This is a genomic window from Bifidobacterium sp. ESL0790 (assembly GCF_029395435.1).
Classification (GTDB): domain Bacteria; phylum Actinomycetota; class Actinomycetes; order Actinomycetales; family Bifidobacteriaceae; genus Bifidobacterium.
The window spans coordinates 610,209-635,245 of the sequence record NZ_CP113915.1 but is presented as its reverse complement, the minus strand read 5'-3'; the positions used below and the strand labels follow the sequence as shown (position 1 = coordinate 635,245).

19 protein-coding genes and 1 riboswitch are annotated in these 25,037 nt (G+C 62.1%); of the genes, 12 read left to right on the top strand and 7 right to left on the bottom strand.

Annotated features, from left to right (window positions below):
- Window positions 1-1,836: a phosphotransferase gene (locus tag OZY47_RS02255; RefSeq protein WP_348519393.1), complete on the top strand. Its 1,836-nt coding sequence runs from the start codon at window positions 1-3 to the stop codon at window positions 1,834-1,836.
- A gap of 199 nt (window positions 1,837-2,035) precedes the next feature.
- Entirely contained in the window at window positions 2,036-2,260 is a 225-nt protein-coding gene (locus tag OZY47_RS02250) for a DUF3107 domain-containing protein (protein WP_277178350.1), read from the top strand.
- A 411-nt stretch (window positions 2,261-2,671) separates the two neighbouring features.
- Here OZY47_RS02250 and OZY47_RS02245 read toward each other — a convergent pair whose 3' ends face one another.
- Window positions 2,672-3,559, bottom strand: coding sequence for a PHP domain-containing protein (locus OZY47_RS02245; protein ID WP_277178348.1), 888 nt, complete (start codon window positions 3,557-3,559; stop codon window positions 2,672-2,674).
- A gap of 155 nt (window positions 3,560-3,714) precedes the next feature.
- On the opposite strand from OZY47_RS02245, the gene OZY47_RS02240 reads away from it, so the two are divergent.
- A complete protein-coding gene (locus OZY47_RS02240; RefSeq protein ID WP_277179066.1) occupies window positions 3,715-4,362 on the top strand; it encodes a vitamin K epoxide reductase family protein in 648 nt (215 codons plus the stop codon).
- Window positions 4,363-4,622: 260 nt separating this feature from the next.
- Here the strand turns inward: OZY47_RS02240 and dapF are convergent, their stop codons facing one another.
- Window positions 4,623-5,528, bottom strand: a complete 906-nt coding sequence (gene dapF / locus OZY47_RS02235) for a diaminopimelate epimerase (protein WP_277178346.1) — start codon at window positions 5,526-5,528, stop codon at window positions 4,623-4,625.
- A gap of 334 nt (window positions 5,529-5,862) precedes the next feature.
- Here dapF and murI point away from each other — a divergent pair, with 334 nt between their 5' ends.
- Entirely contained in the window at window positions 5,863-6,639 is a 777-nt protein-coding gene (murI, locus tag OZY47_RS02230; RefSeq protein WP_277178344.1) for a glutamate racemase, read from the top strand.
- A gap of 278 nt (window positions 6,640-6,917) precedes the next feature.
- The gene (locus OZY47_RS02225; RefSeq protein ID WP_277178341.1) at window positions 6,918-7,763 is read left to right on the top strand and encodes a patatin family protein; all 846 of its coding nucleotides are present in this window, start codon (window positions 6,918-6,920) and stop codon (window positions 7,761-7,763) included.
- Window positions 7,764-7,921: 158 nt separating this feature from the next.
- On the opposite strand, the gene OZY47_RS02220 is transcribed toward OZY47_RS02225, so the two are convergent.
- Window positions 7,922-8,815, bottom strand: coding sequence for an SPFH domain-containing protein (locus OZY47_RS02220; RefSeq protein ID WP_277178339.1), 894 nt, complete (start codon window positions 8,813-8,815; stop codon window positions 7,922-7,924).
- Between the two features lie 341 nt (window positions 8,816-9,156).
- Window positions 9,157-10,182, bottom strand: coding sequence for a CrcB family protein (locus tag OZY47_RS02215; protein WP_277178337.1), 1,026 nt, complete (start codon window positions 10,180-10,182; stop codon window positions 9,157-9,159).
- A gap of 628 nt (window positions 10,183-10,810) precedes the next feature.
- On the opposite strand from OZY47_RS02215, the gene OZY47_RS02210 reads away from it, so the two are divergent.
- Window positions 10,811-12,220, top strand: a complete 1,410-nt coding sequence (locus tag OZY47_RS02210) for an FAD-dependent oxidoreductase (RefSeq protein ID WP_277178335.1) — start codon at window positions 10,811-10,813, stop codon at window positions 12,218-12,220.
- Window positions 12,221-12,458: 238 nt separating this feature from the next.
- Here the strand turns inward: OZY47_RS02210 and OZY47_RS02205 are convergent, their stop codons facing one another.
- The 3 genes from OZY47_RS02205 to OZY47_RS02195 form a co-directional block, all read right to left on the bottom strand.
- Complete coding sequence (locus OZY47_RS02205; protein ID WP_277178333.1) at window positions 12,459-14,066, bottom strand: aminotransferase class I/II-fold pyridoxal phosphate-dependent enzyme; 1,608 nt, start codon at window positions 14,064-14,066, stop codon at window positions 12,459-12,461.
- A gap of 212 nt (window positions 14,067-14,278) precedes the next feature.
- A complete protein-coding gene (locus OZY47_RS02200) occupies window positions 14,279-17,161 on the bottom strand; it encodes an ABC transporter ATP-binding protein/permease (protein ID WP_277178331.1) in 2,883 nt (960 codons plus the stop codon).
- A gap of 278 nt (window positions 17,162-17,439) precedes the next feature.
- Entirely contained in the window at window positions 17,440-17,781 is a 342-nt protein-coding gene (locus OZY47_RS02195) for a helix-turn-helix domain-containing protein (protein WP_277179064.1), read from the bottom strand.
- 481 nt (window positions 17,782-18,262) lie between these two features.
- Here OZY47_RS02195 and OZY47_RS02190 point away from each other — a divergent pair, with 481 nt between their 5' ends.
- The 6 genes from OZY47_RS02190 to OZY47_RS02165 all read left to right on the top strand — a co-directional run bounded on the left by OZY47_RS02190 (window position 18,263) and on the right by OZY47_RS02165 (window position 25,032).
- A complete protein-coding gene (locus OZY47_RS02190; RefSeq protein ID WP_277178329.1) occupies window positions 18,263-18,877 on the top strand; it encodes an NAD(P)-binding domain-containing protein in 615 nt (204 codons plus the stop codon).
- Window positions 18,878-19,122: 245 nt separating this feature from the next.
- Window positions 19,123-19,752 (top strand): NAD(P)H-binding protein, encoded by a 630-nt coding sequence (locus tag OZY47_RS02185; protein ID WP_277178327.1) that lies wholly within the window; start codon window positions 19,123-19,125, stop codon window positions 19,750-19,752.
- A 371-nt stretch (window positions 19,753-20,123) separates the two neighbouring features.
- A riboswitch (TPP riboswitch) is annotated at window positions 20,124-20,243 on the top strand.
- Window positions 20,235-21,170 carry a hydroxyethylthiazole kinase gene (locus tag OZY47_RS02180; RefSeq protein WP_277178325.1) on the top strand — a complete coding sequence of 312 codons (936 nt, stop codon included), beginning with the start codon at window positions 20,235-20,237 and terminating at the stop codon, window positions 21,168-21,170. Its footprint overlaps the riboswitch before it by 9 nt.
- A gap of 111 nt (window positions 21,171-21,281) precedes the next feature.
- A complete protein-coding gene (gene thiE / locus OZY47_RS02175) occupies window positions 21,282-22,022 on the top strand; it encodes a thiamine phosphate synthase (protein ID WP_277178323.1) in 741 nt (246 codons plus the stop codon).
- 195 nt (window positions 22,023-22,217) lie between these two features.
- Window positions 22,218-23,120 carry a bifunctional hydroxymethylpyrimidine kinase/phosphomethylpyrimidine kinase gene (gene thiD / locus OZY47_RS02170; protein ID WP_277178321.1) on the top strand — a complete coding sequence of 301 codons (903 nt, stop codon included), beginning with the start codon at window positions 22,218-22,220 and terminating at the stop codon, window positions 23,118-23,120.
- The gene (locus OZY47_RS02165) at window positions 23,113-25,032 is read left to right on the top strand and encodes a bifunctional hydroxymethylpyrimidine kinase/phosphomethylpyrimidine kinase (protein ID WP_277178320.1); all 1,920 of its coding nucleotides are present in this window, start codon (window positions 23,113-23,115) and stop codon (window positions 25,030-25,032) included. Before thiD ends, OZY47_RS02165 begins: the two co-directional genes overlap by 8 nt.
- The last annotated feature ends 5 nt before the right edge of the window (window positions 25,033-25,037 follow it).

The window sequence follows — 25,037 nt, the reverse complement described above, 5'->3', positions numbered from 1 at the left end:
GTGACTTTACCGAAGAACTTCAAGCTGGCGGCGCTCGCCTCCGCCGCCATGCCCAGCGTCGCCGTGGCCGGCGTGCGCGAAAGCGGGCAGGACAGCGCCACGGACGATCGCATGGGCATCACCCACGCCGTGGTGCAGGATGCCTCGGGCCGTTGCTATGACGTTTTCGCCTCCGACGAGGATGCCGGACGCAAGCGCCTCCGCCAGCGCGCCAAGGCCGCGCGAACCCTCGAGCGCTCACGTGAGGTGGGCGGGCTCGGCTTCGCGCTCGACCGCGCTCTGGCCTTCCGCGACGCGGGCGAGAAAAGCCCGACCGGCGACTACGCCGTGTTGGTGACCCCGTATGCCGAGGGCGAGGCACGACAGCTCGATCTGCTGACCCTCGAGGACGCCTCGAGCGTGGGCACCGCCATCGGCGCCATCCACCGCCAGCGTTCCAGTTTCCTGACCGAGAACCACTACTCGGCCTTCACCACCGGGCAGATCCGCGCGCAGTTGACTGGCTGGATCCAGCGTCTGCAGCAGGCCGGGCACATCCCGCCCGCCATCACCTCGAGCTGGGCGCAGGTCATCGAGACGGAGGGGCTGTGGTCCTTCTCCACCTGCCTGGTGCACGGCGGATTCCAGGATGGCGATTTCATCTTCTCCGGCTCCTCGATCACCGAGGTGAGCAACTGGCAGAACATGCAGATCAACGACCCGGCGCGCGACCTGGCGTGGATGTTCGCCAAGATGGACGAGCCGCACCGCAGCGCGCTCATGGGCTCCTACGGGCGCATGATGGGCTCGCGCATCGACGACCTCATCATGCTGCGCGCCAACCTGTGGCTGCAGATGGAGCAGGTCGGCGAGTTCATCGAGGCCCTGAACCAGGCCGACAACACCAAGATCATGCGTTTCAAGGCGCAGGTGGAGCATCTGGCCCACCAGCTCACCGTCGTGACCAACCGCGCCACCTCGGCCTCGAGCGCCACCATCGCCGCCACCGTGGCCCATCAGAACGCGGCCGCGAATTCCAACGACGAGAACGACGACACCAACGCCTCGAACCCGCTTGGTTCCAGCGATTCCGGCGAACTGTTCGCCGATGACGCGACCGGCGAGACCGACCGCACCGGTTCGGCCGAGGTGCTGCGTAACCAGCCTTCGGATTCCACCGAGAGCCACCCGGTCGCCGCTTCCAGCGCCAAAGCGTCACGCCCCTACCCCGACATGCCCTCCCCCTCCTCGAGCGCCACCATGGTGCTCACCCAGGCCGGCAAGGATTCCATCAACGACGCCTCGAGCGATTCGTCTTCCGAGCTTGGCGGGCAAGGCCACGATGAGAAGGAGCACGCTGATAGCGCCGCCCCGACCATGCTCATCCCACTGCTCGAGCGCCAGGAGCGTGCGTTGCACGACGCGCAGATCGGGCTTGAGGAATACGAGGAGCATGAGCACGAGCAGGCCGAGCATCATGATGATCTCGATTCCAAGGCCGATGCCGAAGCCAGCGACGAGGCCTTGGAGGATTCGACGGGCGAGGCCGAGGTGGCCGTGCAGATGAGCATGGCGATTCCCGAGACCGATGACGAAGGCGACGCTGACGACGCCACCAACGACGGCTTGGGCGATGACGCCAGTGACAGTGACTCCGAAGGCAATACGCTGAAGGATGAAACCGCTCGCGACGGCGATGCTACCGCTGACGAATCCGACGGCACCATTGACGATGACTCTTCGGAAGATATCGACGAAGCGGAATCGAAAATTGACGACACTTCTGACGACGATGACAGCGACGCCGACGCGGAAGACGACGGCAAGAAGCAGTCTTCGGCATCCGACCAATCGTGAGGACATGAAGCTATGTCGCCGCTCGATGCGCATGATATGGCGGACTGAGCGGCGATAATCAGGACTTCGTCAATCCCATAATCGTCCACCCCGCTCTCCCGACCACGGACAAACCGGCGGCGACCTCGCCACCAGCGAAATGGCGCGGCGACGGGCACAATGAACCTATACAACAACACCAAACAGAAAGAGGCAATCCATGGACGTCGAATTCGGCATTCAGAATGTGGCCCGCCCGGTCAATTTCACCACCGACGACAGCGCCGAGAAGGTGGGCGACGCCGTGCGCCAGGCCGTCACGAAGGGCGAGCCGATCGACCTGGTCGACGACAAGGGCCGCCACATCATCGTGCCCGCCGGCGCCCTTGGCTACGCCATGATCGGCTCCGAGACCAAGCATGCGGTCGGCTTCGGCGCCCTCTGATAGGCAACTAATATCTAACGCCCAGACCGTCACGCTCCACATCGGCGCGATGACGGCAATTGTGTGAAACAAACGTTATGAATGTGGGGCGCGCAACCTGAATGAACGGGTTGCGCGCCCCACATTGTCGTAATTCCACCACCTCATGCCCAAAACAGGCCACTGACACGGCCCAATAGTCCGGTTTCCAGCACCCACATTCCGATATACACAAAACCGGCCATTAGCAACGTCTCACTGGCCGGTTTCCAGCATCGCCGACAGCCCATGCCTAAAAACGGTCTCCGGCAGGGCAGCGATGAACGGAATCAGAAACCAACCGGTCAACTGGCTTCCATCGGATTGGGCGGCCGACCCAGCCAAACCAGCCGTCTCAGCACGGTTCCTCAGCCCGGCCTCTCAGCCCGACCTTCAGCCCACCAGTGGAATCGCGCCACGGCGGACGATCTCGGCGACGGTGGCGTCGTCGGTGAGGTTCTCCCCCAACAGGTTCGGCTTGCCGGCGCCGTGCCAGTCCGAGCCCCCAGTGACCAAAAGACCCAGCTCGTCGGCGAGGCCGAGCAGACGGCGGCGCTGCTCCTCGTCGTTGCCGCGATGCCAGACCTCGAGCCCGCCAAGACCCTCGGCCGCGAGGTCCCTGATCTGCCTGTCGCTGAGCAGCACACGGTTGCGGGCGCGATCGCCGGGGTGCGCGATGACGCTCACGCCACCGGCCTCGCGCACCGTGCGCACCACCTCGTGGGTGCTGGGAGAAGGCGTCGGAATGTAATACTTGCTCGTCCCCGAAATGGCGCCGGCGAACGCGTCCGAACGGGTGGCGTAGACCCCGGCGGCCACAAGCGCGTCGGCCATATGCGGCCGGCCGACGGTGGTCTTCTTGCCTTGCTTCGCCTGGGCGGTCACGCTCTCCCAGCTGATCGGGAAATCCTCGGCGAGCCTGGCGACCATGCGCTTGGCACGTTCGACGCGGGCGAGCCTGGTGGCGCGGAACAGCTCGGTGATGGCTTCGTTTTTGGGGTCGTATTGGTAAGCGAGCATGTGCACGGAGACGGCCCCGTCCTCGGCGGTGATCTCGGTGCCACGCAGCAGCGGCAATCCCACGGCCTCGGCCTGTCTGGCCGCGTCCGCCCAACCGGCGGTGGTGTCGTGGTCGGTGATGGCCACTCCATGCAGTCCAAGGTCGTGAGCAAGAGTTATCAATTCTGCAGGGGTTTTGGTACCATCGGAATAAACTGTATGGCAGTGCAAATCCCAACCGTTGGCGCAATTGCGATCGTGAGGCGGAACGTGTCGAGTCATGTTCCCCATCGTAAGCCAAGAATCTGGGAGATATTTGAAGATGAGTAGAAAGTCGGAGATATAGCATGTCGAACAAACACAGTGTCGATGCCGTTAAGAACCTGCAGACGCAGGTGCCGCAAGACCAGATACCGACACAGGCGCAGGGGGCCGGAATGCCCATGGGCGTGCAGCAGCAGCTCACGCAACGCAAGAAGCCGACCGGTTTCTTCCATGGCAATATATGGAACTATCTGATCATGCTCATCGCCGCGGCCGTCGGCCTTTTCGCCTCGCTGATGCTGGCCGCCGACACCCTGAAGCTCGCGCGTAACCCCAACAAGGCGTTGGGTTGCGACGTCAACTCCGTGCTCTCCTGCTCCACCGTGGCCGAATCGTGGCAAGCCGAGATCATCAAGTTCGGCGGCCTGAGCTTCCCGAACGCCTTCTTCGGCATCGCCGCCTACAGCGTCTTCATCACCATCGCGGTGATCGGGCTCACCGGCAGCAAGCTGCCCCACTGGTTCAACCTGTGCACCTGGCTCGGCAGCGTGGCGGCGCTGTGCTACGCCTACTGGCTCTTCACCCAGTCGATGTTCGTCATCCGCGCCCTGTGCCCGTGGTGCATGACCATGATGTTCGCCACGACCTTCATGTTCATGGCGACCTCGCACGCCACGGTGACCGTGCAGCATATCCCGCGCAACGCCAAGGCGCTCAACACCTACTACCGCATGCGTTACGACCTGATGGTGGACGTGGTCTGGATCCTCGCCATCATCGCGCTTATCTTCGTCAACGAGGGCGCGGCCATCTTCGCCTGATCGCCTTCACGTCCACGGCGACGTGGATGGAAACGTAGAAACGGCACCATACCAGGGTTTTACTTGGTATGGTGCCGTTTTTGTCTTGCTTGTTCTCGTCTCGTCTATACGTTTATGCGTTCAGGAAAATTCTCGGAAACCTTGCGAAAAACCTCGCGAAAACCATAACGACGGGGCTACTTGACCTGAAAGCTGAAATTATCGGCCAAACGGCCTGAATCCTGGACCAAGCGGTCGGAATCGAGCGTCAAACGACCGAATCACCGGTCGAGCAGCTCGACTTTCGCCACGATGGTCGCCGAGCCGGTCAGACGCACGTCGTCGTCGCTCACGTCGACGCGCAGCAGGCCGCCGCGCACGCGGATGTCCCAATGGTCGACGCCGGTTTTGGCGCGCAGGGTGATGGCCGTGGCGCACAGGCCCGTGCCGCAGGAGAGCGTCTCGCCGCAGCCGCGCTCGTTGACACGCATGGTGGCCTTGCCGTGGTTCGCCGCCTCATCGCGGCTTTCGACGCGCACGAACTCGGCGTTCTGGTCCGATTCGAGCGCGGGCTCGACCACAGGCTTGGTGACCAGGTCCAGTTCCTCGACCGCCGGCAGCGTGGCCTCGCCATCCTCGAGCACGGAGACGACGTGAGGGTTGCCCATGTCGACGAACGTGCCCTTGGCTTGGCCCGGCGTGCCCGGAATGGTGACGGTGTAGGCGTCGATGTCACCGCGGCTCCACTGGCCGAGGCTCACCTGGAAGACGTCGCGGCCGTAAGGCTCGAGGTTCCCCAATGATGTCAAGGTCTTGACGCCCGCCCTGGTGCCAAGGACGAACGGCTCGCCGCCGGCGGGAGCGGCCAGTCCGGCGCGCTGGGCGAGCAGGGTGATGGCGCGCGTGCCGTTGCCGCACATCTCCGCCAAGCTGCCGTCGGCGTTGCGGTAATCCATGAACCATTGCGCTCCCCCGGCCTCGCATTCGGCGACTTGGGCCTCGCTCAGGTCGCTGACGTCGCGCGGGTGGGCCAGCCTGATGACCCCGTCGCCGCCGATGCCGAAATGGCGGTCGCAGATCCGACGCACCTCATCGGCGCCGGGCTCGCGGTCGCCCGAGCGGTCGATGTAGGTGATGAAATCGTTGCCGGTGGCGTGGGCTTTATAGATGGTTCGTGGCAAAGTCATGACCACAAGTCTAGCCACGGATGCGGAATCGCCACGGGTTTCCATTCGGCCAGCGGATTGCCGCGCGAAGAGCGGGCGTGACGGGACCAGAAAGAACGCGATTCAACCACCATTCCAGCTAATAGCGGCTATACCAAGCCAATGCCGAGCAATGACGGCGATACTTTGGCGACACCTTGAAGACATCGCCATGCGCAGGCAACCCACGTCCCGGGGTTTGCGCCTCTTGTGGACGTTCGCCACAAGCCATGCCGTCGACGTGGTCAGAGGAGTATCCTAGTGCTGGTTTACGGCCCAACGCCCCGCGCCACGCTCGGAAGAAGGAGAACACGACATGACATCCAATGCCCCCATCGGCGTCTTCGATTCCGGACTTGGCGGCATCTCGGTCGTGCGCGAACTGCGCCAGCAACTTCCCAACGAGCGGGTCATCTATTTCGGCGACTCCGCCAACGCGCCCTACGGCGTCAAGCCCACCGAGGAGGTGCGCCGCCTCTCCTTCGACATCGTCGACAAATTCGCCAAGGAGGGCGCCAAGGCCGTCGTGATCGCCTGCAACACCGCTTCCTCCGCCGCGAGCAAGCAGCTGCGCGAGGACTACAGCCTGCCGATCGTCGGCATGGAACCAGCGCTCAAACCGGCCTGCGACAGGGGCGACGGCAAGCCGCAGCACGTCATCGTGGCCGCCACACCGCTGACCCTACGCGAAAAGAAGTTCACCGAGCTGATGGACCGCTTCAACGCCACCAACGTCATCTATCGCCAGCCGTGCCCCGACCTGGTGGAGATCATGGAGCAGGGCCATATCGGCGATCACGACCTGGTGATGACCACGCTGCACCGCTATTTCGACGACTACGACCTCTCCACCATCGACTCGGTGGTGCTCGGCTGCACGCATTTCGTCTTCTACCGCGACTATTTCCGCGAGCTCTTGCCCGAGTCGACCGCGATCATCGACGGCAACGAGGGCACCATCCACCACCTGCGCGACCTGCTCGCGGCCAACGACGCGCTGGCCGATGACGGAGCCAAGGGCGGCGTCGAGTTGCGCAATTCCGACACCAGCCCCGAGATGGCCGAGCGCGCCGAACGCTTCCTGAGCGAGTGAATCGAGTGAGTCGGGTGAATGTCGAATACCGTGAACGGCCGGGCGTCTCAATAATCCAATAGACAGCCGAATGGCCGAACGTCCAAACCGCGCGGCCTCCCGCTTTCGCTACCCTCCACTACCAAATCCCCGCCTTTCTCACCTACCGCTTATCCGTCCACAATGTCGGCGAACGCGGCGTAAGCTCCTAATTAGGCAAATCTCAAGGCGAGAGCAGGCACCAGTTCAAGCGCGAACACAACCGCTTAGCTCAGAAACAAACGAACGAAAGAGGCAACATGGCAAAGACCGCATTGATCGACGTGGGCGGCGGCTTCCGCTCCATCTACGGGGCGGGCGTCATGGACCGCCTGCTGGAGCTGGGCATCGATTTCGACAAGTGCTACGGTGTGTCGGCCGGCAGCGCCAACATGTTCACCTACATCGCCCACCAGCCCAAGCGCACCCACAAGTTCTACACCGAATATGCCTTCCGCAAGGAGTACGCGAGCGCCTCCAACTTCTTCAAGATCCACAATTTTGTGGACCTGGACTACGTCTACGGCACGCTTTCGAACCACGACGGCGAATACCCGGTGGACTACGAGGCGTTCAAGGCGAACCCGACCGACTTCACGGTGGTGGCGTGCGACGCGCGCGACGGGCACGCGAAGTACTTCAGCAAGGACGACGTGGCCCAGGATGATTACGACGTTTTGAAGGCCTCGAGCGCCGTGCCCGTGGCCTGCGAGCCCTACATGGTCAATGGCGTGCCCTATTTCGACGGTGGCATCGCCGACCCGATCCCCGTGCAGCTGGCGGCGGACGAGGGCTACGACCGCATCGTGCTCATCCTCACCCACCAGCGCGATTTCGTGCGCGAGGCGAAGAAGGACGTGCTGCCTTCCAAGATCCTGCGCCGCACCTACCCCGCCGCGGCCGAACGGCTCAAGAACCGCTACCGCACCTACAACGAAGAGATGAAGGTGGCCGAGCGCATGGCCTCCGAGGGGCGCCTGCTCATCCTCGCGCCCGACGACCTGTGCGGGCTCGACACGTTGACGAAGAACGCCGAAGGGCTCGAGAAGATGTACCAGAAGGGCATCAGCGCCGCGGACGCGATCCCCGAGTTCATCGAAAGCTGACCGGCATCGCGGTGCTACGCGACTTCTAAAAAACCGAGTGGCCTGAACGTTCGGTGGGGATAATACCCGCCGCCGTTTAGACCACTCGGTTTTCGTTTGTGTATCGACCGATCAGGTCTATTGGCCTACCGGTCTAATTGCCACTTACCCTCGAAAGCTCACTTGCTCTCGTTGGCGGTGACCATCGCCTTGGTGATCTCGTTGAAGAGCTGCTCGTAGCCGCCGGGCGTGGAGGCGGGCAGCACGACGGTCTTGGCGTTGCCGGATTCGCTCAGCGAGCGCATGACGTCGAGGTACTGGTTGAAGAGCACAACGTTGTTGACCTCGCTGATGTTCATGCCCACCCCCTGCAGGCTCTTGATCTGGTCGACGATGCCGTTGGCGATCTCACGGCGGTAGTTGGCCTGGCCCTGGCCCTGCAGACGGGTCTTCTCGGCGTCGGCGGTGGCCTGCGTCTCGATCTGGATGCGCTGGGCCTCGGCGCGCTGGCGGGTGGCCTCCTTCTCGCGCTGGGCGGCGTTGATGGAGTCCATAGCGGTCTTCATCGCGGGGCTCGGGTCGATGGCGGTGATCAGCGTCTTGACGACGGTGAAGCCGAACTTCGCCATCTCGCCGCCAACCGTCTTCTGCACGTCGGCGGCGATGTCGTCCTTCTTGGCGAAGGCGTCGTCGAGCGAGAGGGCGGGGATGGCGCTACGCAGCGCGTCCTCGACGTAGCTGCGCAGCTGGCCGGCCGGGTCGCGCAGCTCGTAGTAGGCCGTGGCCACATTGTTGGGGTCGACGCGGAACTGGGTGGAGGCCACCACGGTGACGAAGACGTTGTCGAGCGTCTTGGTCTCCAGCTTCACGTTGAGCTGGTTGACTCGCATGTTGGTCTTCGTGGCGATGCGGTCGACAAAGGGGATCTTCAGATGGATGCCCGCGAACTGCACCTGGAGGAACTTGCCGAACCGCTCGACGACGTACGCCTGCTGCTGCGGGACGACGAACAGCCCCGAGATCACCAGCGCGACGATGATGACGATGAGGATTATCAAAAGAATCAAGCCCATGTGCTCTTATTCTCCTACTTGTCTCTGTTTGTTTCACGTCCCCGTGCCCGACACGTGGCGGATTGGGGCCGTTCCATCATCGCCCAACCTCGCGCGGCGGCCTCCGAGGGCCTTGCGGTTTCGATACTACCAGCCGCGAAGCGGATAATACGACATGGATGGTTAAACGTGGATATTTCCGCCAGTTCGCTGCGGACGTTTGACAAGGTATTTTGTATTTTCTCGGATGGATGTTCCGTAATAGATATTCAGTACTGGATAATGATATTGAATATTCACTTTGAATATTGCAACCGCCTCCGAACGAACACCACCAAACCCGGCCGAAAGACAAGCGGGGCTCAACGCAACGCGAGCAGCCCCACCATGATGGCGGCGAAGCTCACCAGCGCCATGCCCAGCGTATGGACGGCGGTTTGCCAAATTTTGCCTTGGTTGACCAGCTTGGCGCCCTCGAGACTGGCGGTGCCGAAGGTCGAATAACCGCCGAGCAAGCCGGAGGCGAGCAGATAGCGCAGGGTCTCCAGGCCGGCGTGCGCGCCGCACCAGCCGGCCATCAGGCCCATCAGCAGGCAGGCGGTGACGTTGACGACGATGGTGCCGCAGGGGAATGGCAGATGGACGTGGTTGTTGGTCCAGGCGTCGATGAGGTAGCGCATGAACGCGCCGCAACCGCCGAGCAGCGAGGCGAGCAGGAGCAGCCCGAGGGCCGCGCCGTGGCGGAAACGCGCGTTGACGCCGATGGCCAGCACCATCACAAGGACGGCGAGGAGCGCGGCGACCTGCGTCACCGGCCCCCAGTTCGGCGCGCGGCGGGGCGCGGCATCGCCACCGGTGGCGCGGTCGGGGTGGAAATCGATGCGGCCGGCGTGCCAACGGCCGAGCCTTGAGCCCAAGGCCAGCCCCAGCATCGCGCACAGCAGTCCGAACACGATGCTCGCCGCCAGATAGCCCATGGCGAGGCCCGCTTTGCCGGCCGTCACACGCTGGGCGGCCTCAAGCATGAAGGTGCTGTAAGTCGTGTAGCCGCCAACCATCCCGGTGCCCAGGGAGAGACGGACCACCCGCCATTCACCGATGTCGGGGCCGATCGCGGCCATATAGGCGGTCAGGCAGCCGAGCAGCACGGCGCCGGTGAGGTTGATCGCCATCGTCATCCACGGCCATGCTACGTCGGGAGACTGCAGGGCGCTCAGGGCCAGGCGTATCAACGAGCCGCACGCGCCTCCCGCCACGAGGCCCACGGCGACCACGAAGCTGGGTTCAGAGCTACGATGCGGCTTCGGGCGCGACTCTGGATTCGGATTCGGATTCGGACATTGCTCTGAATCCGCCATATCCGCCTTCGCGTTCATGTTCGCGCTCATCACTCGCACCTTCCCCCTCACGCGTCGTCCAAACGTGGCGCGGCGCCTCCAAATGTATACCCGTGCCGGCCCGCATCACCACAACGGTTCGTCACGTTTACGCATGCTTCGCAAAAGCTGGCCGCCGGCACGCGGAATGTCTGGATTTGGGCACAATCGGACAGGAAGTCAATCTGCCAGGAACAGGCTTTGATTCCTCGTCTATACGCTCTTCCCGAGCATCCCTCTTAAATCCCTCTTGCATACACCTCAGAACATCGAAACCACACAAGGCCGGAATGGCGATGTCAAACGCGCGCCCCGCCGGGCGGATAACCCCAGTAGACAACGATGCGAGCATCAGCGACGGCAAAGCATATCAAACGGATAGCGCTTGCCCATGCTCCCGTCAGGTGAAAGGATGGAAGGAATGGGCCCACACCACTCAATTTGTCATACAAATAGGCGATACCCAAGGCATCCCGAAGGTCGCAATCAGCCGACCCAACGCGGTGTCTCGCTTACTTAAAACGTTTGACAAAACGGAAGGATAATGCTCTTGCCGTCGGTAGTCTTCTGTACTATTAAACCTTTAGGAATAGTATTCCGCACTCGCGAGAATATCTGGGAACAAGTCATGGAGGATTTTATGACCACAGTGGCAGTCATCGGTTGCACGCACGCCGGCACGTTCGCGACCACCTCGATTCTTCAGGAGCATCCCGACTGGACGATCGACGTCTTCGAAAAGAACGACAACATCTCCTTCCTCTCGTGCGGCATCGCGCTGTGGGCGGGCAAACACGTCAGCGACCCGCAACGCATGTTCTACTCCTCGCCACAAAAGCTCGAGGAGGCCGGCGCGACCATGCACATGCGCACCGAGGTCAACGACGTCGACGTGCAGGGCAAGTCCCTGCGGGCCACCGACCTCGAGACCGGCAAGATCAGCACCTATCATTTCGACAAACTGGTGATCACCACCGGCTCCTCCCCCGCCAAGCCCTCCATCCAAGGGCTCAACGAGGAGCTGAAGGAAGGCCGGGCGACGCTGTGCAAAGACTTCGCCGACGCGCAGCACATCGTCAAAGCCACCGAGAACATCAAGTCCGTGATCGTGGTGGGCGCCGGATACATCGGCTCCGAGCTCGCCGAGCAGCTGAGCACGAGGGGCATCAAGACCACGCTCATCGACGCGCTGCCGCATGTGCTCGACAACAACTTCGACTCCAGCGTCACCGACCAGGCCGAGCAGACCTTCCGCGACCACGACGTCACCCTGGCGATGAACCAGAAGGTCGTCGCGTTCCGCTCCGACGTGGGCAGTGACGGCGTGGACGGCCATGGCATCACCGTGGTCACCGAGCTCGGCGAATACACCGCCGACCTGGCGATCATCGGCGTCGGGTTCGTCCCGCAAACCAGCCTGGTCTCCGCGCAGGTGCGCACCCTGGGCTACGGCGCCATCATCGTCGACGAATACATGCGCGCCTCCACACCCGACAACGACGTGCTCGACTACGTCTTCGCCGCGGGCGACAGCGCCACGGTGCACTTCAACCCCACTGACTCCGACGAATACCGCCCGCTCGCCAGCAACGCGATCCGCGAGGCGATGCTCATCGGCAAGAACATCGAGGAGCCGACGGTGGCCTACGCCGGCACGCAGGCGACCAGCGGCGTGCAGCTCTACGACCTGTCGATGGCCTCCAGCGGCATCACCTTGGATCTCGCGCAGCGCCGCCACATCGAGGCCGATTCCGCCACCATCACGGAGGACTACCGCCCCGACTTCATGCTCACGACCACGCCGGTGACCGCCACGCTCATCTGGGACAAGAAGACGAATCGGATCCTCGGCGCGCAGTTCGCTGCCAAGCACGACATCTCCATGGCCGCCAACCTCATCTCCGTGGCCATCCAGGCGAAGTTCACCATCGACGACCTCGCCGGCACGGACATGTTCTTCCAGCCGAACTTCACGCAGCCGATCAACTTCGTCAGCTCGCTGGCCATGACCGCCGTCGCCAAGCGTGACGCCGCGGAGGGCAACGAGTGAGCCTTGTGGCCGAGCAACGACTGACGTGAGTTTAAGTCGTCATTGCGGCGCTGTGGTTTGACGATGAGACCATGGCGCTGATAAAGCTAATAAAAAGGCCTGTCTTCCATTCCCGATTTCGATTTTTCGGGAAGGAAGGCAGGTCTTTTGCGTTAGTGAATAATATTTTAGGGGCAGCTTAGGCAACAGCGACCTACGACGCCCGAAACAACGCCCGGCACACAGACGGCAAGCGCGATTAATAAGCACCCTCGATGGCGAGATCCAAATCCGCGATGAGGTCCTCCGAGCGCTCCAGACCTATCGAAAGCCTGAGCAACTGGTCGTCCACGCCGGCGGCTCGGCGATAGCTCCCCGGCACCTCTCGGTGGGTGATGCGGGCCGGATTGACGATCAGCGAATGGGTGTCGCCGATGTTGGGCACGTAGGAGAAGACCTTGACCGAGTCGACCACGCGGTTGACATGCGATTCGTCGCCCTCGAGCCGGAAGGAGAGGACGGGGCCCAGGCCGTTGGGCAGGTAGCGCGAGGCCAGCGCGAAGTCCGGGCTCGATTCCAAGGCGGAGTAATTGACCTGGGTGACGTGCGGCACTCCTTGCAAGTGGCGGGCGATGGCGAGGGCCGTGTCGCTCTCCTGGCGGAAGCGCTGGGGCAGGGTCTCCAGGCCGATGAGCTGGAGGTAGGCGTTGGCCGGCGACATCACCGCGCCGAGGTTGTGCAGGTATTTGGTGCGCACGCGGCCGGCGAACGCCTCGGGCCCATAGGCCTGCGCAAAGCTCTTCCAGATGCCGCGGCGCTCGTCGCTGACCACCAGCTCGGGGCGTGTGAACTGCGGGAAGCGGCCGTTGGCCCAATCAAACCGGCCGGAATCGACCACCACTCCCCCGAGCGCGTTGCCGTGGCCGCTGATGCCTTTGGTGGTGGAATGGACTACGACGTCGGCGCCGAATTCGATGGGGCGGAAGAGGTAGGGCGTGGGCACGGTGTTGTCGACGATCAGGGCGACGCCGTGGCGATGGAGCATCGCGGCGAGCGGCTCGATGTCGGTGACGCGGGTGGAGGGGTTGGCCACGGATTCGGCGAAGACGGCGCGGGTCTCGGGTGTGATTTTCGATTCCACCTCGTCGATGTCGTTGACGTCGTTGACGAAATCGGTGTGGATGCCGAACTGCGGGAAGAACGATTCCATGGCGTCCACGGAGGCGCCGTAGAGGTCGGTCGGGGCGATGAGCCGGCCGCCGCCCTCGGCCGCGCAGAGCAGGGCGAACGAGACCGCCGCCATGCCCGAGGCCAGCGCCACCGCCGAAGCGCCACCTTCGAGGTCGGCGATGCGGCGTTCCAGCGCATCCACCGTGGGATTGCCGCAGCGCGAATAGGAGAACCCCTCGATCTCGCCGGACGAAAGACCGTCGCCGCGCACGGCGTCGTGCATGGCGAAGGCCGCGCTCTGGTAGATGGGCACGCTCACGGAACCGTTGTGCTCGTAGGGATCGTAGCCGGCATGCACGGCACGGGTCTCGAAGCCCAGGCTGTCGTTATGCGCCGGGTCGCTGTCTTTGTTCCTATTGCTGGCTGTCTGATTTGTCGACTCACTGGAAGCGCTGACTACGGGACCGCCAGCAGCGGTTTGGCTTGTCGGATTATTGGCCTGTTCGTCTTGTCGGCCCTGTTCGTCTTGGCTGGTTCGCCCGCCCGGCGACAAACTTCCCGTCGTCTTACGGAACTTGTCGTCACAGTCATGCGACTCGCGCTTCGACTCGCCCATCACGCCTCCCATGTAATACCCGATACCAGATTTGGGTACCACATTATCGTGCCGAACCAGCGCCGCCACGCGCCCCGCCATATCAAAAATCTATAGACGGCTCAACGCTTCCCGCTCGGCGACATTTCCAAGCGCAGACTCGTCAAACCAAAAACAGGGAGCAAGTCACAGACAGCAAAAAAGTTCCCATCGCCAGCCCATAACTCGACGATGGGAAAAGAAGCAGCCACGCACCTTTTCTATCGCTGACTCACCACTCAGCGATAGAAAAGGTTATGGGTGGTAGCTGGGATTTACTCGGTACGCAACGCCGTCGCCGGGTCCTGCTTGGCGGCCTTGCGCGACGGGATGAGGCCACCGATAAGCGTCAGTACCACCGACAGCACGATCAATATGATCGCGCCGGAGAGTGGCAGCGCGGCGTTGACGCGGTTGGTGCCCATGAAGTGGTGCATCACCGCGTTGCCGGGCACGATCAGTATCAGCGTCACCAGGATGCCGATGACGCCGGCACACAGCCCGATGATGCCCGTCTCGGCGTTGAAGACCGTGGAGACGTTGTGCTTCGAGGCGCCCATCGCGCGCAGGATGCCAATCTCCTTGGTGCGTTCGAGCACGGAGATGTAGGTGATGATGCCAATCATGATCGACGAGACCACCAGCGAGACGCCCACGAAGGCAATCAGCACGTAGGTGATGACGTTGATGATGGTGGTCACCGAGTTCATCATCAGGCCCGCGTAATCGGTGTAGACGATGCGGTCCTTCTTCTTGGCGCCGTCGTTGTATTGCTTGATGGCGTCCTCGATCTTGTTCTTCGCGTCGAAACTGTCGGCGTAGATCTTGATGGAGCTCGGGGCGTCGCGGCCGATGACGCCGAAATCGGCGAGGTTGCCGTTGTAGGTGCCGGTGGAGACGTACTGGTTGTAAATCGAGACCAGCACGTTCTCAGGGGCCGTGGCGAGGTAGTTGCTGAAGGCCTGCGCCACCTGTTGCTCGCCCATGCCGGAGATCGCTTCCTGCGGGTTGCTGGCGACGGCGGAGTTGCCCGCGGCGGCCGCGGCGGCGTTGCGTTGCGCGGTGACGTCGGCAGACTGGTTGGAGCTCGCCGCGCCCATGCCTCCGGGAGCCTGGGTCATGAGGCTCTTGGCCATGTTCGCCTGGTCGGAGACGGGCAGCGAGGCCACGTAGGCCTTGGCGTTGGCGGCCTTGGTGGCGTCGTCGCTAGGCGCGAAGGTCATGCCGTTCAGGATGTTATGGCTCGGGTCGGCCTTCTGCGCGGCCACGATCTCGCTGGATTTCGCGTGATCGATGAGGGTGTTGGTGAGCATGCGCGTATAGCCCACGCCCGGGGCCAACGGCGTGGTCTTGGCGCCGGCGTTCGCCCGGATGACACCCACGACATGTAGCTTCACGGCGGACGGCGAGTCCATGAGCTTGCCCACCTGATCGGCGTCGTTGCCCACGTATTTGTAGTGCCCGTCATCGCCCTTGACGTATTGGTCGGCGGCCGGCAACAGGGTGAGCGGCTGGTCCATGGCCTTGGAATAGTCGATGCGCGAGGTGTCGGTCTTGACCTTCTCGCCGCTGTTGAGCTTGTTCATCATGTCGTTGTAGTCGGCGCTGGGCAGCAGGCCGAGCTCATAGACCTGGGTGAGCGGAATCTCGTTGTTCTTGTCGAGCACGAGCACCACCTGGTCGCTGGACTTGGGCCAATGCCCCTTGACCATCTGGTAGTTGTCGGTAATCACCGAGCTGATCGGCTGCTTGTCGGCGTGCTCGCCGGGCATGATCTCGGAGAAGGCGGACGGGGCCTTGTTGTTGTCGGTTTTGCCCGTGAGCTTGGAGATCTGCAGGGATTGCAGGCCACTCAGATCGTTCGAGGAGGAGTTGAGCCCGGCGAACGTGCTGGCGGCGGACTCTGTGGCGGCTGAGCTTCCGCCCACCTTCACGCCGTCCACATCGACCAGCGTGCCCTTGGCGTCGTGGGTGAACACGGAGAACTTGGGCGAATACGAATATTGGATGCCGACGTCGCCGACGTATTTGCGCACGTCGTTGCCCGGCTTGTCGAGGTACTGCTTGAAGGGGCTCAGGTTGTTGCTGGTGATGCCGCTGGTCACCGACGCGGCGCCCTTGACGCTGGAATCGTCGGGGTAGATGCCGTTGCGCGGCTTGGCCTTCTCCTTGGAATCGGCCGTGGCCTGGGCGGTGTCCATGATCTTGTTCATATCGAAGGTCTGCTCGTTGATCTCGATGGGGTACGAGGTCAACGTCTCCTTCTGGATGTCGGCGATATAGCGGTTCACACCGGTCGAAACCGAAAGAATCAGGGCAATGCCGATGATGCCGATGGAGCCGGCGAACGAGGTGAGGATGGTGCGGGCCTTCTTGCTGCGCAGGTTGTTGAAGCTCAGCGCGACGGCCGTGGCGAACGACATCGAGGCCTTGCCCATGGTGCGATGCACGGCGGGCTTCTCGTCCTTGGTCTCCTCGGGCTCGACGGGCTGGGAGTCGCCGCGGATCACGCCGTCCTTGAGTTCGACGATGCGGGTGGCGTATTCGTGGGCCAAGTCGGGGTTATGGGTGACCATGACGACCAGACGGTCTTTGGCCACCTCTTTGAGCAGGTCCATGATCTGCACGGAGGTTTCGGAATCGAGCGCGCCCGTGGGCTCGTCGGCCAGCACGATGCTCGGGTCGTTGACCAGCGCGCGGGCGATGGCGACGCGCTGCATCTGGCCGCCGGAAAGCTGGTTCGGCTTCTTGTTGATATGCTCGCCCAGGCCGACCTTCTTCAGCGCCTCTTCAGCGCGCTTACGGCGGTCGGCGCGCGAGACGCCGGAAATCGTGAGTGCCAGCTCGACGTTGGAGAGGATGGTCTGGTGTGGGATAAGGTTGTAACTCTGGAAGACGAAGCCGACCGTGTGGTTGCGGTAGGAATCCCAGTCGCGGTCCTTGTATTTTCTGGTCGAGGTGCCGTTGATGATGAGGTCGCCGTCATCATAGCGGTCGAGCCCGCCGATGATGTTGAGTAACGTGGTCTTGCCCGAGCCGGACGGGCCCAGAATGGCGACGAACTCGTTGTCGCGCAGGGTGAGGCTCACATGGTCCAGCGCCTTCTGGACGAAATCACCTGTCTTGTATTCCTTGCTGATGTCTTTGATTTCTAGCACGAATTCCCTCGCTGCCTGTCTTGCGTCGTTGTCGCGTCACATCGCGCTTCGTCCTGCCACTCTACCCCAACGCACACCCGTCCAGCTCCGCCCATCTACCCAGTGAGAAAAGCGCCAAAATCGACCCAAAAAGGTGCTTATTCCACAGATTCAGCAGCCCACTGTGGAAAAAGCACCTTTTCGGGCCTGTTTTGGTGCTTTCCCCACTGATTAGGGCGCTCACTGCGGGAATAAGCACCTTTTGGGGCCTGTTTTGGTGCTTTTTCCACTGGTGCGGGCTAGCGCATGGCGCGCTGGTAGGAGGTGCCCCAGGTGCGCATGGCGTCGATGACGGTTTTGAGGCTGCGGCCGGTCGGAGTGAGCGAGTATTCGACGCGGGGCGGAACCTCGGCGTAGACCTTGCGGTTGACCAGCCCGTCGGCCTCCATCTCGCGCAGGTTGGAGGTGAGCACCTTCTGCGAGACGTTGCCCACCGAACGGCGCAGCTCGCTGAAACGCTTGGTGCCCTGCAGCAGGTCGCGCACGATGAGCACCGTCCATTTGTTGCCGATCAGCGTCATCGTCGTCTCGACCGGGCAGGCCGGCAGCGATTTGCCAGCAGCGCCCTTGGCGCCTTTCATCGCCTTGACGTTCTTCGCGGTCACCTCGTCCACCACGCTTGCGGAATCCTTCGTTCCTTGCACGCTCCGCCTTCCTTTCCGTTTTTATCCATCGCGTTCATCCTCGCACCGCCTCTCATCATCGTTCGACATGACGTATTCATGGTTCACGTTGCGCCCGAACGAGTCTAAGACGATTGGCTCAATTCATGCTGGATCAATTCATGGTTACTTTTTGAAACTAACAGTACCTTTGGACGTTATACTCCTTTTCTACCGTTCCTCTCATAGCGTATCTTAATTATTTTCATCGCGAACCATCGTTGGAACGGCGCAAAAGTTACTTTTAAGTATCTATACTTCCAAAATGTAACTACCAACTTGAAACGCTGTTCTCTGCTACAGTTACTCATAGATCGCACGCCACGAATCCACATGATATCAGCTTGGATTCAAAGCTACGAGGCAAAGGCAAAACGCAACAAGGTAGAAGGAGCGCATCATGGCAAGCATCACCGTTTTCGGATCAGGCAACATCGGCTCGGCGGTCGCCGGCATCGGCGTCAAGGCGGGGGCCGACGTGCAGGTCATCGACCGCGACAAGAGCAAGGCCGCCGCGGTCTCCGGCGTCACCCCGGCGGTTTGGGGCGAGCCCATCACCGGCGACATCGTCATTTTGGCGCTGCCCTACCCCGCCGAGGCCAGCGTGGTCGCGGATTATGGCGCGCAGCTCGCCGACAAGGTGGTCGTCGACCCCAGCAATCCCGTCGATTTCGGCACGATGGATCTCGCGCTGCCGCAAGGTGTGCATTCGGCCGCGGAGGAACTGGCGGGCAAGCTGCCCGACTCCAAGGTGGTCAAGGCGTTCAACACCGATTTCGCCGCGACTTTGGCCAGCGGCGTGAACGACGGCGCACCGACCACGGTGATGGCGGCATCCGACAGCGAGGACGCCAGGCAGGCGCTGCAAGCCGTCGTCGAGGCGGCTGGCCTGCGCTTCGTGGACGCGGGCGCGCTCAAGCGGGCCTCGTACATGGAGGCGTTCGGCGCGCTGCAGATGGTGCTGGCGATGAGCGGCGCCACCCAGTGGACCAGTGGTTTCAAGGTCGTCAAGTAGACTCGACACCTAAGTAAACCGGACCAGCGTCATCCCAGATTGTCGATTTCGACCTTACGAACAGCGATAATCTGGAATGACGACGACAGATAGCGTCACAGCATCCTCCGCCTCAGACGCGAAACAGCCATAAGGCGGAATCGTTGGATAACGCGAGATCCGCCAAAATACATAGCCGATCGCATCGGCTCAACAAACAACCTGACATCCAATCAAGCAATAACAAATATGGAAAGAACGATAATATGAGCAAGAACATCGCAGTCGTGGCGGCCAACGGCAAGGCCGGAAGGCTAATCGTTGAGGAGGCCGTCAACCGCGGCATGGACGTCACCGCCATTGTGCGAGGCGAAAACAAGACCAAGGCGCAGCACGCCATCATCAAGGACCTATACGACCTTACCGCCGACGACCTCACCGGCTTCGACGCGGTGGTGGACGCCTTCGGCATCTTCGACCCGGCCAAGCTCGACGAGCACAGCACCTCGCTCAAGCACCTGGCCGACGCCCTGTCCGGAAGCAACACCCGCCTGCTGGTGGTCGGTGGCGCGGGCAGCCTCTACACCGACGAGGCCCACACCAAGCAGCTTTCCGACTCGTTCCCCGACAACATCAAGGGCGTGCCGCTGGCGATGGGCAAGGCGCTCGACGCGCTGCGCAAACGTGACGACGTGCACTGGACCTACGTGAGCCCCGCCGGCGACTTCCAGGCCGACGGCCCACGCACCGGCAAGTACGTTTTGACCGGCGAGGAATACACCACCGACGCGGACGGCAAGAGCGCCATCAGCTACGCCGATTACGCGGTGGCCATGGTCGACGAAATCGCCGCGGACCAGCCGCACGACCGCGAGCGCATCTCCGTGCGCTGGTAATTCGCCCGCACACCAACCCAGACGCGGCTTATACCGCTGACGAACCCGCAACCTATCGGATATCGAGTATCGCTCCGGTAAGTTGCGGGTTTTCGTTTGTTCAAGTTCCCGTTTTCGGGTTCCCTAAGACAGACCCGCCCGCCACTAAAACCGAATCTTGAACATCTCAATTTTGGCCCATAGCTTGGCCTGTTATCGAAGACCTGCGGAACATTCCGATGCCGAAATATTGGATACCTTCACCATGAAAGATTCCCGACAACCACGCTGGCGTGAGGAACGCATCTTCGACCAGACGCCGATAATGCGACAGCAGCGAAGTTCATGCATAACACTCAGGCCTTGTCCAATGAAGCGCATAGCGTCTTGAGCTGTAAGTGCAGGGGAACCTGCGGCCCGCCTCGGTGGGCGCGCGAGTTGAGACGAGCGGACGCTCGACCCTTGGAACCTGTTGGTTAATACCATCGTAGGGAGACGCGAATATGGTCAATGACGCATACTCATTTGCAAACAGCAATCTCAATAATCCGAGCGATTTGGCTTCGGACGATCCGGTGCGCGCGAACGTTCTTGACGCGGCGCAAAAGGTGCGCGACACCACGCCACTGGCGCAATCCTTCACCAATTTCGTCACCATCAACCTCGTGGCCAACGCGCAGCTGGCGGCGGGCGGCACGGCGGCGATGAGCTTTTTGCCCGACGACATCGCGGGCGGCGAGGCGGCGAGCGGAGCCAGCTACATCAACGTCGGCACGCTGCTGCCCTTCTACAAGGACGCGCTCAAGGAGATCGCCGAGAAGTTCCAGGCCGACCACCACCGCTGGGTGCTCGACCCGGTGGCGGCGGGCCTGGGGACCACGCGCACCGCGATTCTGAAGTCGTTCAAGGCGGCGCCGCCCACCATCATCCGTGGCAACGCCTCCGAGATCATCAAGCTGCGGGAGATGTGGGAACTGCCGTTGGACGAGGGCGATTCCACTTCCGATTCCGCCTCAGCCAAACAGTCCAGCGGACCTGTGGGCGTCGAGTCGGCCGACGACGTCGAGGCCGCCGAGGCCGCCGCACGTACCCTCGCGCGATACATCGCCAGGTTCGACGCGCAGGGGCAGGGCGCCGTGGCCGTTTCGGGCGAGACCGACCTCGTCACCGACGGCGAGCGCACCTATCGCCTGCCCGGCGGCAGCGCGATGATGACCAAGATCACCGGAGCCGGCTGCTCCCTAGGCGGTGTGACCGCCACCTATCTGGCCGTCGCCGACCCGCTCACCGCCGCCCTCGCCGCCAGCGCGCTCTACAACCGCGCCAGCGAGACCGGAGAAGCCAATTCCCACGGCCCGGGGTCGTTCCAGGTCGCGTTCCTCGACGGCCTGTGGTCCACCACTCCCGAGCAGATCGCCGCTTCACCCATCCTTGGCTGAATCATTTCGTGATTGACTCGAGCACGATGCTCATGCTCGCGCTCGAGTCAATCACGAAATCTCTTTCAGAGCCGCTTACGTTTCATAGTCCTTTATAGAATCGAGCTAATCTTGACTACATCTCATTGCGCACCACTCGCCTCCATGCGTGACCACTTCGACCTGAGCTCCTACCTGGTGCTCGGCCCGGCCGACACCAAGTCGTGGCCCGTCGCCGACATCGTGCGAGAGGCGCTGGCTGGTGGCATCACCTTCGTGCAAATTCGCGTGAAGCCCGGTGACGCCAAAACCATCACCGAGCTGGCCCGTCAAGCCGCCGACGTCATAGCCGAGGCCGGCAAATCCGACACCGTGCCGCTGGTAATCGACGACCGTGTGGACGTGGCGTGGCAGTGCCGCGACATGGGCATCAAGGTGGACGGCGTGCATATCGGCCAGGACGACATGAATCCCGTGGAGGTGCGCAAGCTGCTGGGCCCCGACGCCATCATCGGCCTGAGCTGCAAGGTCCTCGATGAGGTGAAAGCCGCCAACGCCCTGCCCGCCGGCACCATCGACTATATCGGCGCCGGGCCGCTGCACCCGAGCACCACCAAGCCCGACTGCATCGTCATCGGCGCCGACCACAAGCGCCACACGCAAGACACCGAATCCATCAACGCGCTGTGCACCGAGTCCCGCTACCCCATCGTCGTGGGCGGCGGCGTGAAGCTCGAGGATTTGCCGGATCTGGCGCAGACGGAGGCCGCAGGCTGGTTCGTGGTCTCGGCCATCGCAGGCGCCGACGACCCGCAGGCCACCACCAAGGCCATGGTCGATTCGTGGGCCGCGGCTCGTGCACAGCGAGGTTGAAATCGTAATTTCCACTAGCGCCGCCTACATTACATCTCAATTCCGCATCATTGTCTTGATGGAACAACCAGCCACTTCGCAACATGCCAGGCAGCATAGATGGAACGCCAATATCGATTCCGTCATAGACAACCGACTGGTGAATCAGCCGCGGCATCCCATCGATACAAGCCAGCAAGAAACGAGCTTTCACATATGACAGCTGACAATCAGCCTTCAACGTATTCGACCGAGGGCACGACCGTTCATCCATACCGGCTGCCGGCCGTACTGTCGATCGCGGGAAGCGACTCGTCTGGCGGGGCGGGCATTCAGGCCGATCTCAAGACGATGATGGCGTGTGGGCTTTACGGCATGACCGCGATCACCTCACTGACCGCGCAAAACACCACTGGCGTGCGGGCTTCAGCCGCCACCACGCCCGATATGTTGGCCGCGCAGATTGATGCGGTGTTCAAGGACATCCGGCCGGATGCGGTCAAGATCGGCATGGTGCCCACCGCCGAACTTATCGAGATTATCGCCCAGCGGCTCAAGTATTATTGCGCCAACAATATCGTGGTCGATCCGGTGATGATCGCCTCGAGCGGCGACCGGCTCGCCAGCACCGCAGCGGTCGACGCGCTCACTGGCCATCTGCTGCCGCTGGCGACATTGGTGACTCCAAATATTCCGGAAGCCGAGACACTGGCCGGCCTTAGACACGGCGCCATACACGATGATGATTCCAGGATCGACGCGGCTCGGCGAATCAGCGAACGGTGCAACGGTTGCGCGGTGCTTATCAAAGGCGGGCACGGCCATAACGGAGCGAACGATCTGTTGCTCGCCAACGATACGACCACTTGGTTCCGTCATCGCCGCATCGTCAACCCCAACACCCACGGCACCGGCTGCACGCTCTCCAGCGCCATCGCCGCCGAACTCGCCAAAGGCGCGGACCTCGTTACAGCCGTACAGAACGCCAAAGATTATCTCACCGGATGCATCGCCGCTGGACTCGACCTCGGGGCGGGCTCCGGGCCTATGGACCACGCCTGGCAGTGGCGTCGAGACGAAGACACACAGCCGATGGAGAAAGAACCTTCCGATGACTGATATCAACAACTCCAATAATGCCAACGATTCCGCAGCCCCAAAATCATCTAAGACCACCGACGAAATGACTATGACTACCAACATGAACACTGACCCTGATACCGCCAACATCATCAACACCAACACCAACGGCGAAGCCACACAGGCCATCGCCAAACTACTCAACATGCAGCAGCGCTACGACCATGACCTCAAACACGTGAAACCCTCACGTCTGCGTGTGCTTTCCATCGAGGGCTCCGACCCGATTGGCGGGGCGGGCACGATGGCCGATATGAAGGCGTTCACCGCGCAGGGCGTCTTCGGCTACGCGGCGATGACCAGCGTGCTGGCCCAGAACACGCAAGGCGTCACCGACATCGTCAATGTGGAGCCGTCGTTCCTGCTGGCCCAGCTCAAGGCGGTCAGCGACGACGCGGACATCGACGCGATGAAGATCGGCATGCTCGGCACCCCCGAATTGGTGCAGGTCGTACGCGAATGGCTCGTCGGATTGTTCAAGGATTATGAGGCGAACGGCAAGCCGCGCCCGACCGTCGTGCTCGACCCGGTGATGTACGCGAAATCCGGCGACAGGCTGCTCACCGACGAGGCCGAACAGGCACTGGCCACGCTGGTGCCTTTGGCGGACATCATCACACCCAACGCGATGGAATTGGCGGCGCTCGATGAGATGGGCAATACAGCAGAATCAGCTGGTGGCGCCACAAACGCAGGAAACACTGAAAACAAACCTGTGAGCAACATTCCGTCATCCGACGAGTACAACGAAACCAGTCACGCAAATCCGCAGGCCCCACATTCCTATGAGGAAATGGAGCGCTTGACGACATCCGTGGCCGCTCGTTTCGGTGTCGCCGTGTACGCAAAAGGCGGCGCTTTGGCGCTCAACGGTAGTGATGAATGCACCGATATTCTGGCTGTTCCATCAGATACAGACGGCAACGCCGCAAACAACGCATTCGGCGCACTGAGCGCAACCACTCAATCAAACACGTCAAACGCCGCCGAAAACAAAGCACGAATAACGGTCACCCGCATCGAGGGCGCCGCCGTGCCAACGCAAAACGTGCATGGCACCGGCGACACCCTTTCAAGCACGCTCGCGGCCCTGCGACCGCAGTGCGCCGATTGGGTGGAGACAGCCAAGCGCGCCAAGGTATGGATGACGGGAGCCATCGCCGCCGCCGATAATCTGCATATCGGCCACGGCCACGGCCCCATCGATTTCACCTGGCAGCACTCCCCCACCGGTCTGAGTTTCACCGAGGATTATTGGCGTCGCACCGCCGATATCCGCGAGCGCATCGCCACGATGCCGTTCCTCGAACGCATGCTCGACGGCTCGCTGCCGCTGGACGATTTCTCCTATTACCTGCACCAGGACGACCTGTATCTCACCGATTACACCTCGCTGCTGGCGTTGGCGAGCAGCCGCGCCGCCGACCCGCACGAGCGCGCGTTCTTCGCCGATGCCGCCTCGTTCGGACTTGAGGAGGGGCTCACGTTCCACAAGCAGTGGTACCGAGAGCACGGCTTCACCGTCGGCCGCGAACCGATGAGCGAGACGACCGCCGCCTATCTCGGCCACGAGCACCGCTTCACCGACACCGGCTCCTACTCCGCGCTGGTCGCCGTGGTCATGCCGTGCTATTGGGTCTATTCCGTCGTCGGGCAGGAGATGGAGCGGCAGATCCGCGAGCGCCACATCGATCTCGCCGCCCATCCCTACGGCCTGTGGATCGGCATGTACGCCGACCCTGGTTTCGCCTCACGCACGCTCGAAGAGCTGCGCATCTGCGACAAGCTCGCGGACGCGGCCAGTATAGACGAATACGACCAGATGATGGACGCCGCCCTGGGCTCCACCGAGCACGAATATCGGTTCTTCAATCAGGCCCTGACCCGGTAGAGCCC

What these genes read in the sequence shown, in the direction of transcription:
- dapF (WP_277178346.1), bottom strand. Translation starts at nt 5,528, where the DNA reads ATGACTTTGCCACGAACCATCTATAAAGCCCACGCCACCGGCAACGAT.
- OZY47_RS02250 (WP_277178350.1), top strand. Translation starts at nt 2,036, where the DNA reads ATGGACGTCGAATTCGGCATTCAGAATGTGGCCCGCCCGGTCAATTTC.
- OZY47_RS02220 (WP_277178339.1), bottom strand. Translation starts at nt 8,815, where the DNA reads ATGGGCTTGATTCTTTTGATAATCCTCATCGTCATCATCGTCGCGCTG.
- OZY47_RS02180 (WP_277178325.1), top strand. Translation starts at nt 20,235, where the DNA reads ATGGTCAATGACGCATACTCATTTGCAAACAGCAATCTCAATAATCCG.
- OZY47_RS02225 (WP_277178341.1), top strand. Translation starts at nt 6,918, where the DNA reads ATGGCAAAGACCGCATTGATCGACGTGGGCGGCGGCTTCCGCTCCATC.
- OZY47_RS02215 (WP_277178337.1), bottom strand. Translation starts at nt 10,182, where the DNA reads ATGAGCGCGAACATGAACGCGAAGGCGGATATGGCGGATTCAGAGCAA.
- murI (WP_277178344.1), top strand. Translation starts at nt 5,863, where the DNA reads ATGACATCCAATGCCCCCATCGGCGTCTTCGATTCCGGACTTGGCGGC.
- OZY47_RS02195 (WP_277179064.1), bottom strand. Translation starts at nt 17,781, where the DNA reads ATGAAAGGCGCCAAGGGCGCTGCTGGCAAATCGCTGCCGGCCTGCCCG.
- OZY47_RS02185 (WP_277178327.1), top strand. Translation starts at nt 19,123, where the DNA reads ATGAGCAAGAACATCGCAGTCGTGGCGGCCAACGGCAAGGCCGGAAGG.
- thiD (WP_277178321.1), top strand. Translation starts at nt 22,218, where the DNA reads ATGACAGCTGACAATCAGCCTTCAACGTATTCGACCGAGGGCACGACC.
- OZY47_RS02190 (WP_277178329.1), top strand. Translation starts at nt 18,263, where the DNA reads ATGGCAAGCATCACCGTTTTCGGATCAGGCAACATCGGCTCGGCGGTC.
- OZY47_RS02165 (WP_277178320.1), top strand. Translation starts at nt 23,113, where the DNA reads ATGACTGATATCAACAACTCCAATAATGCCAACGATTCCGCAGCCCCA.
- OZY47_RS02240 (WP_277179066.1), top strand. Translation starts at nt 3,715, where the DNA reads ATGCCCATGGGCGTGCAGCAGCAGCTCACGCAACGCAAGAAGCCGACC.
- OZY47_RS02205 (WP_277178333.1), bottom strand. Translation starts at nt 14,066, where the DNA reads ATGGCGGGGCGCGTGGCGGCGCTGGTTCGGCACGATAATGTGGTACCC.
- OZY47_RS02210 (WP_277178335.1), top strand. Translation starts at nt 10,811, where the DNA reads ATGACCACAGTGGCAGTCATCGGTTGCACGCACGCCGGCACGTTCGCG.
- OZY47_RS02245 (WP_277178348.1), bottom strand. Translation starts at nt 3,559, where the DNA reads ATGACTCGACACGTTCCGCCTCACGATCGCAATTGCGCCAACGGTTGG.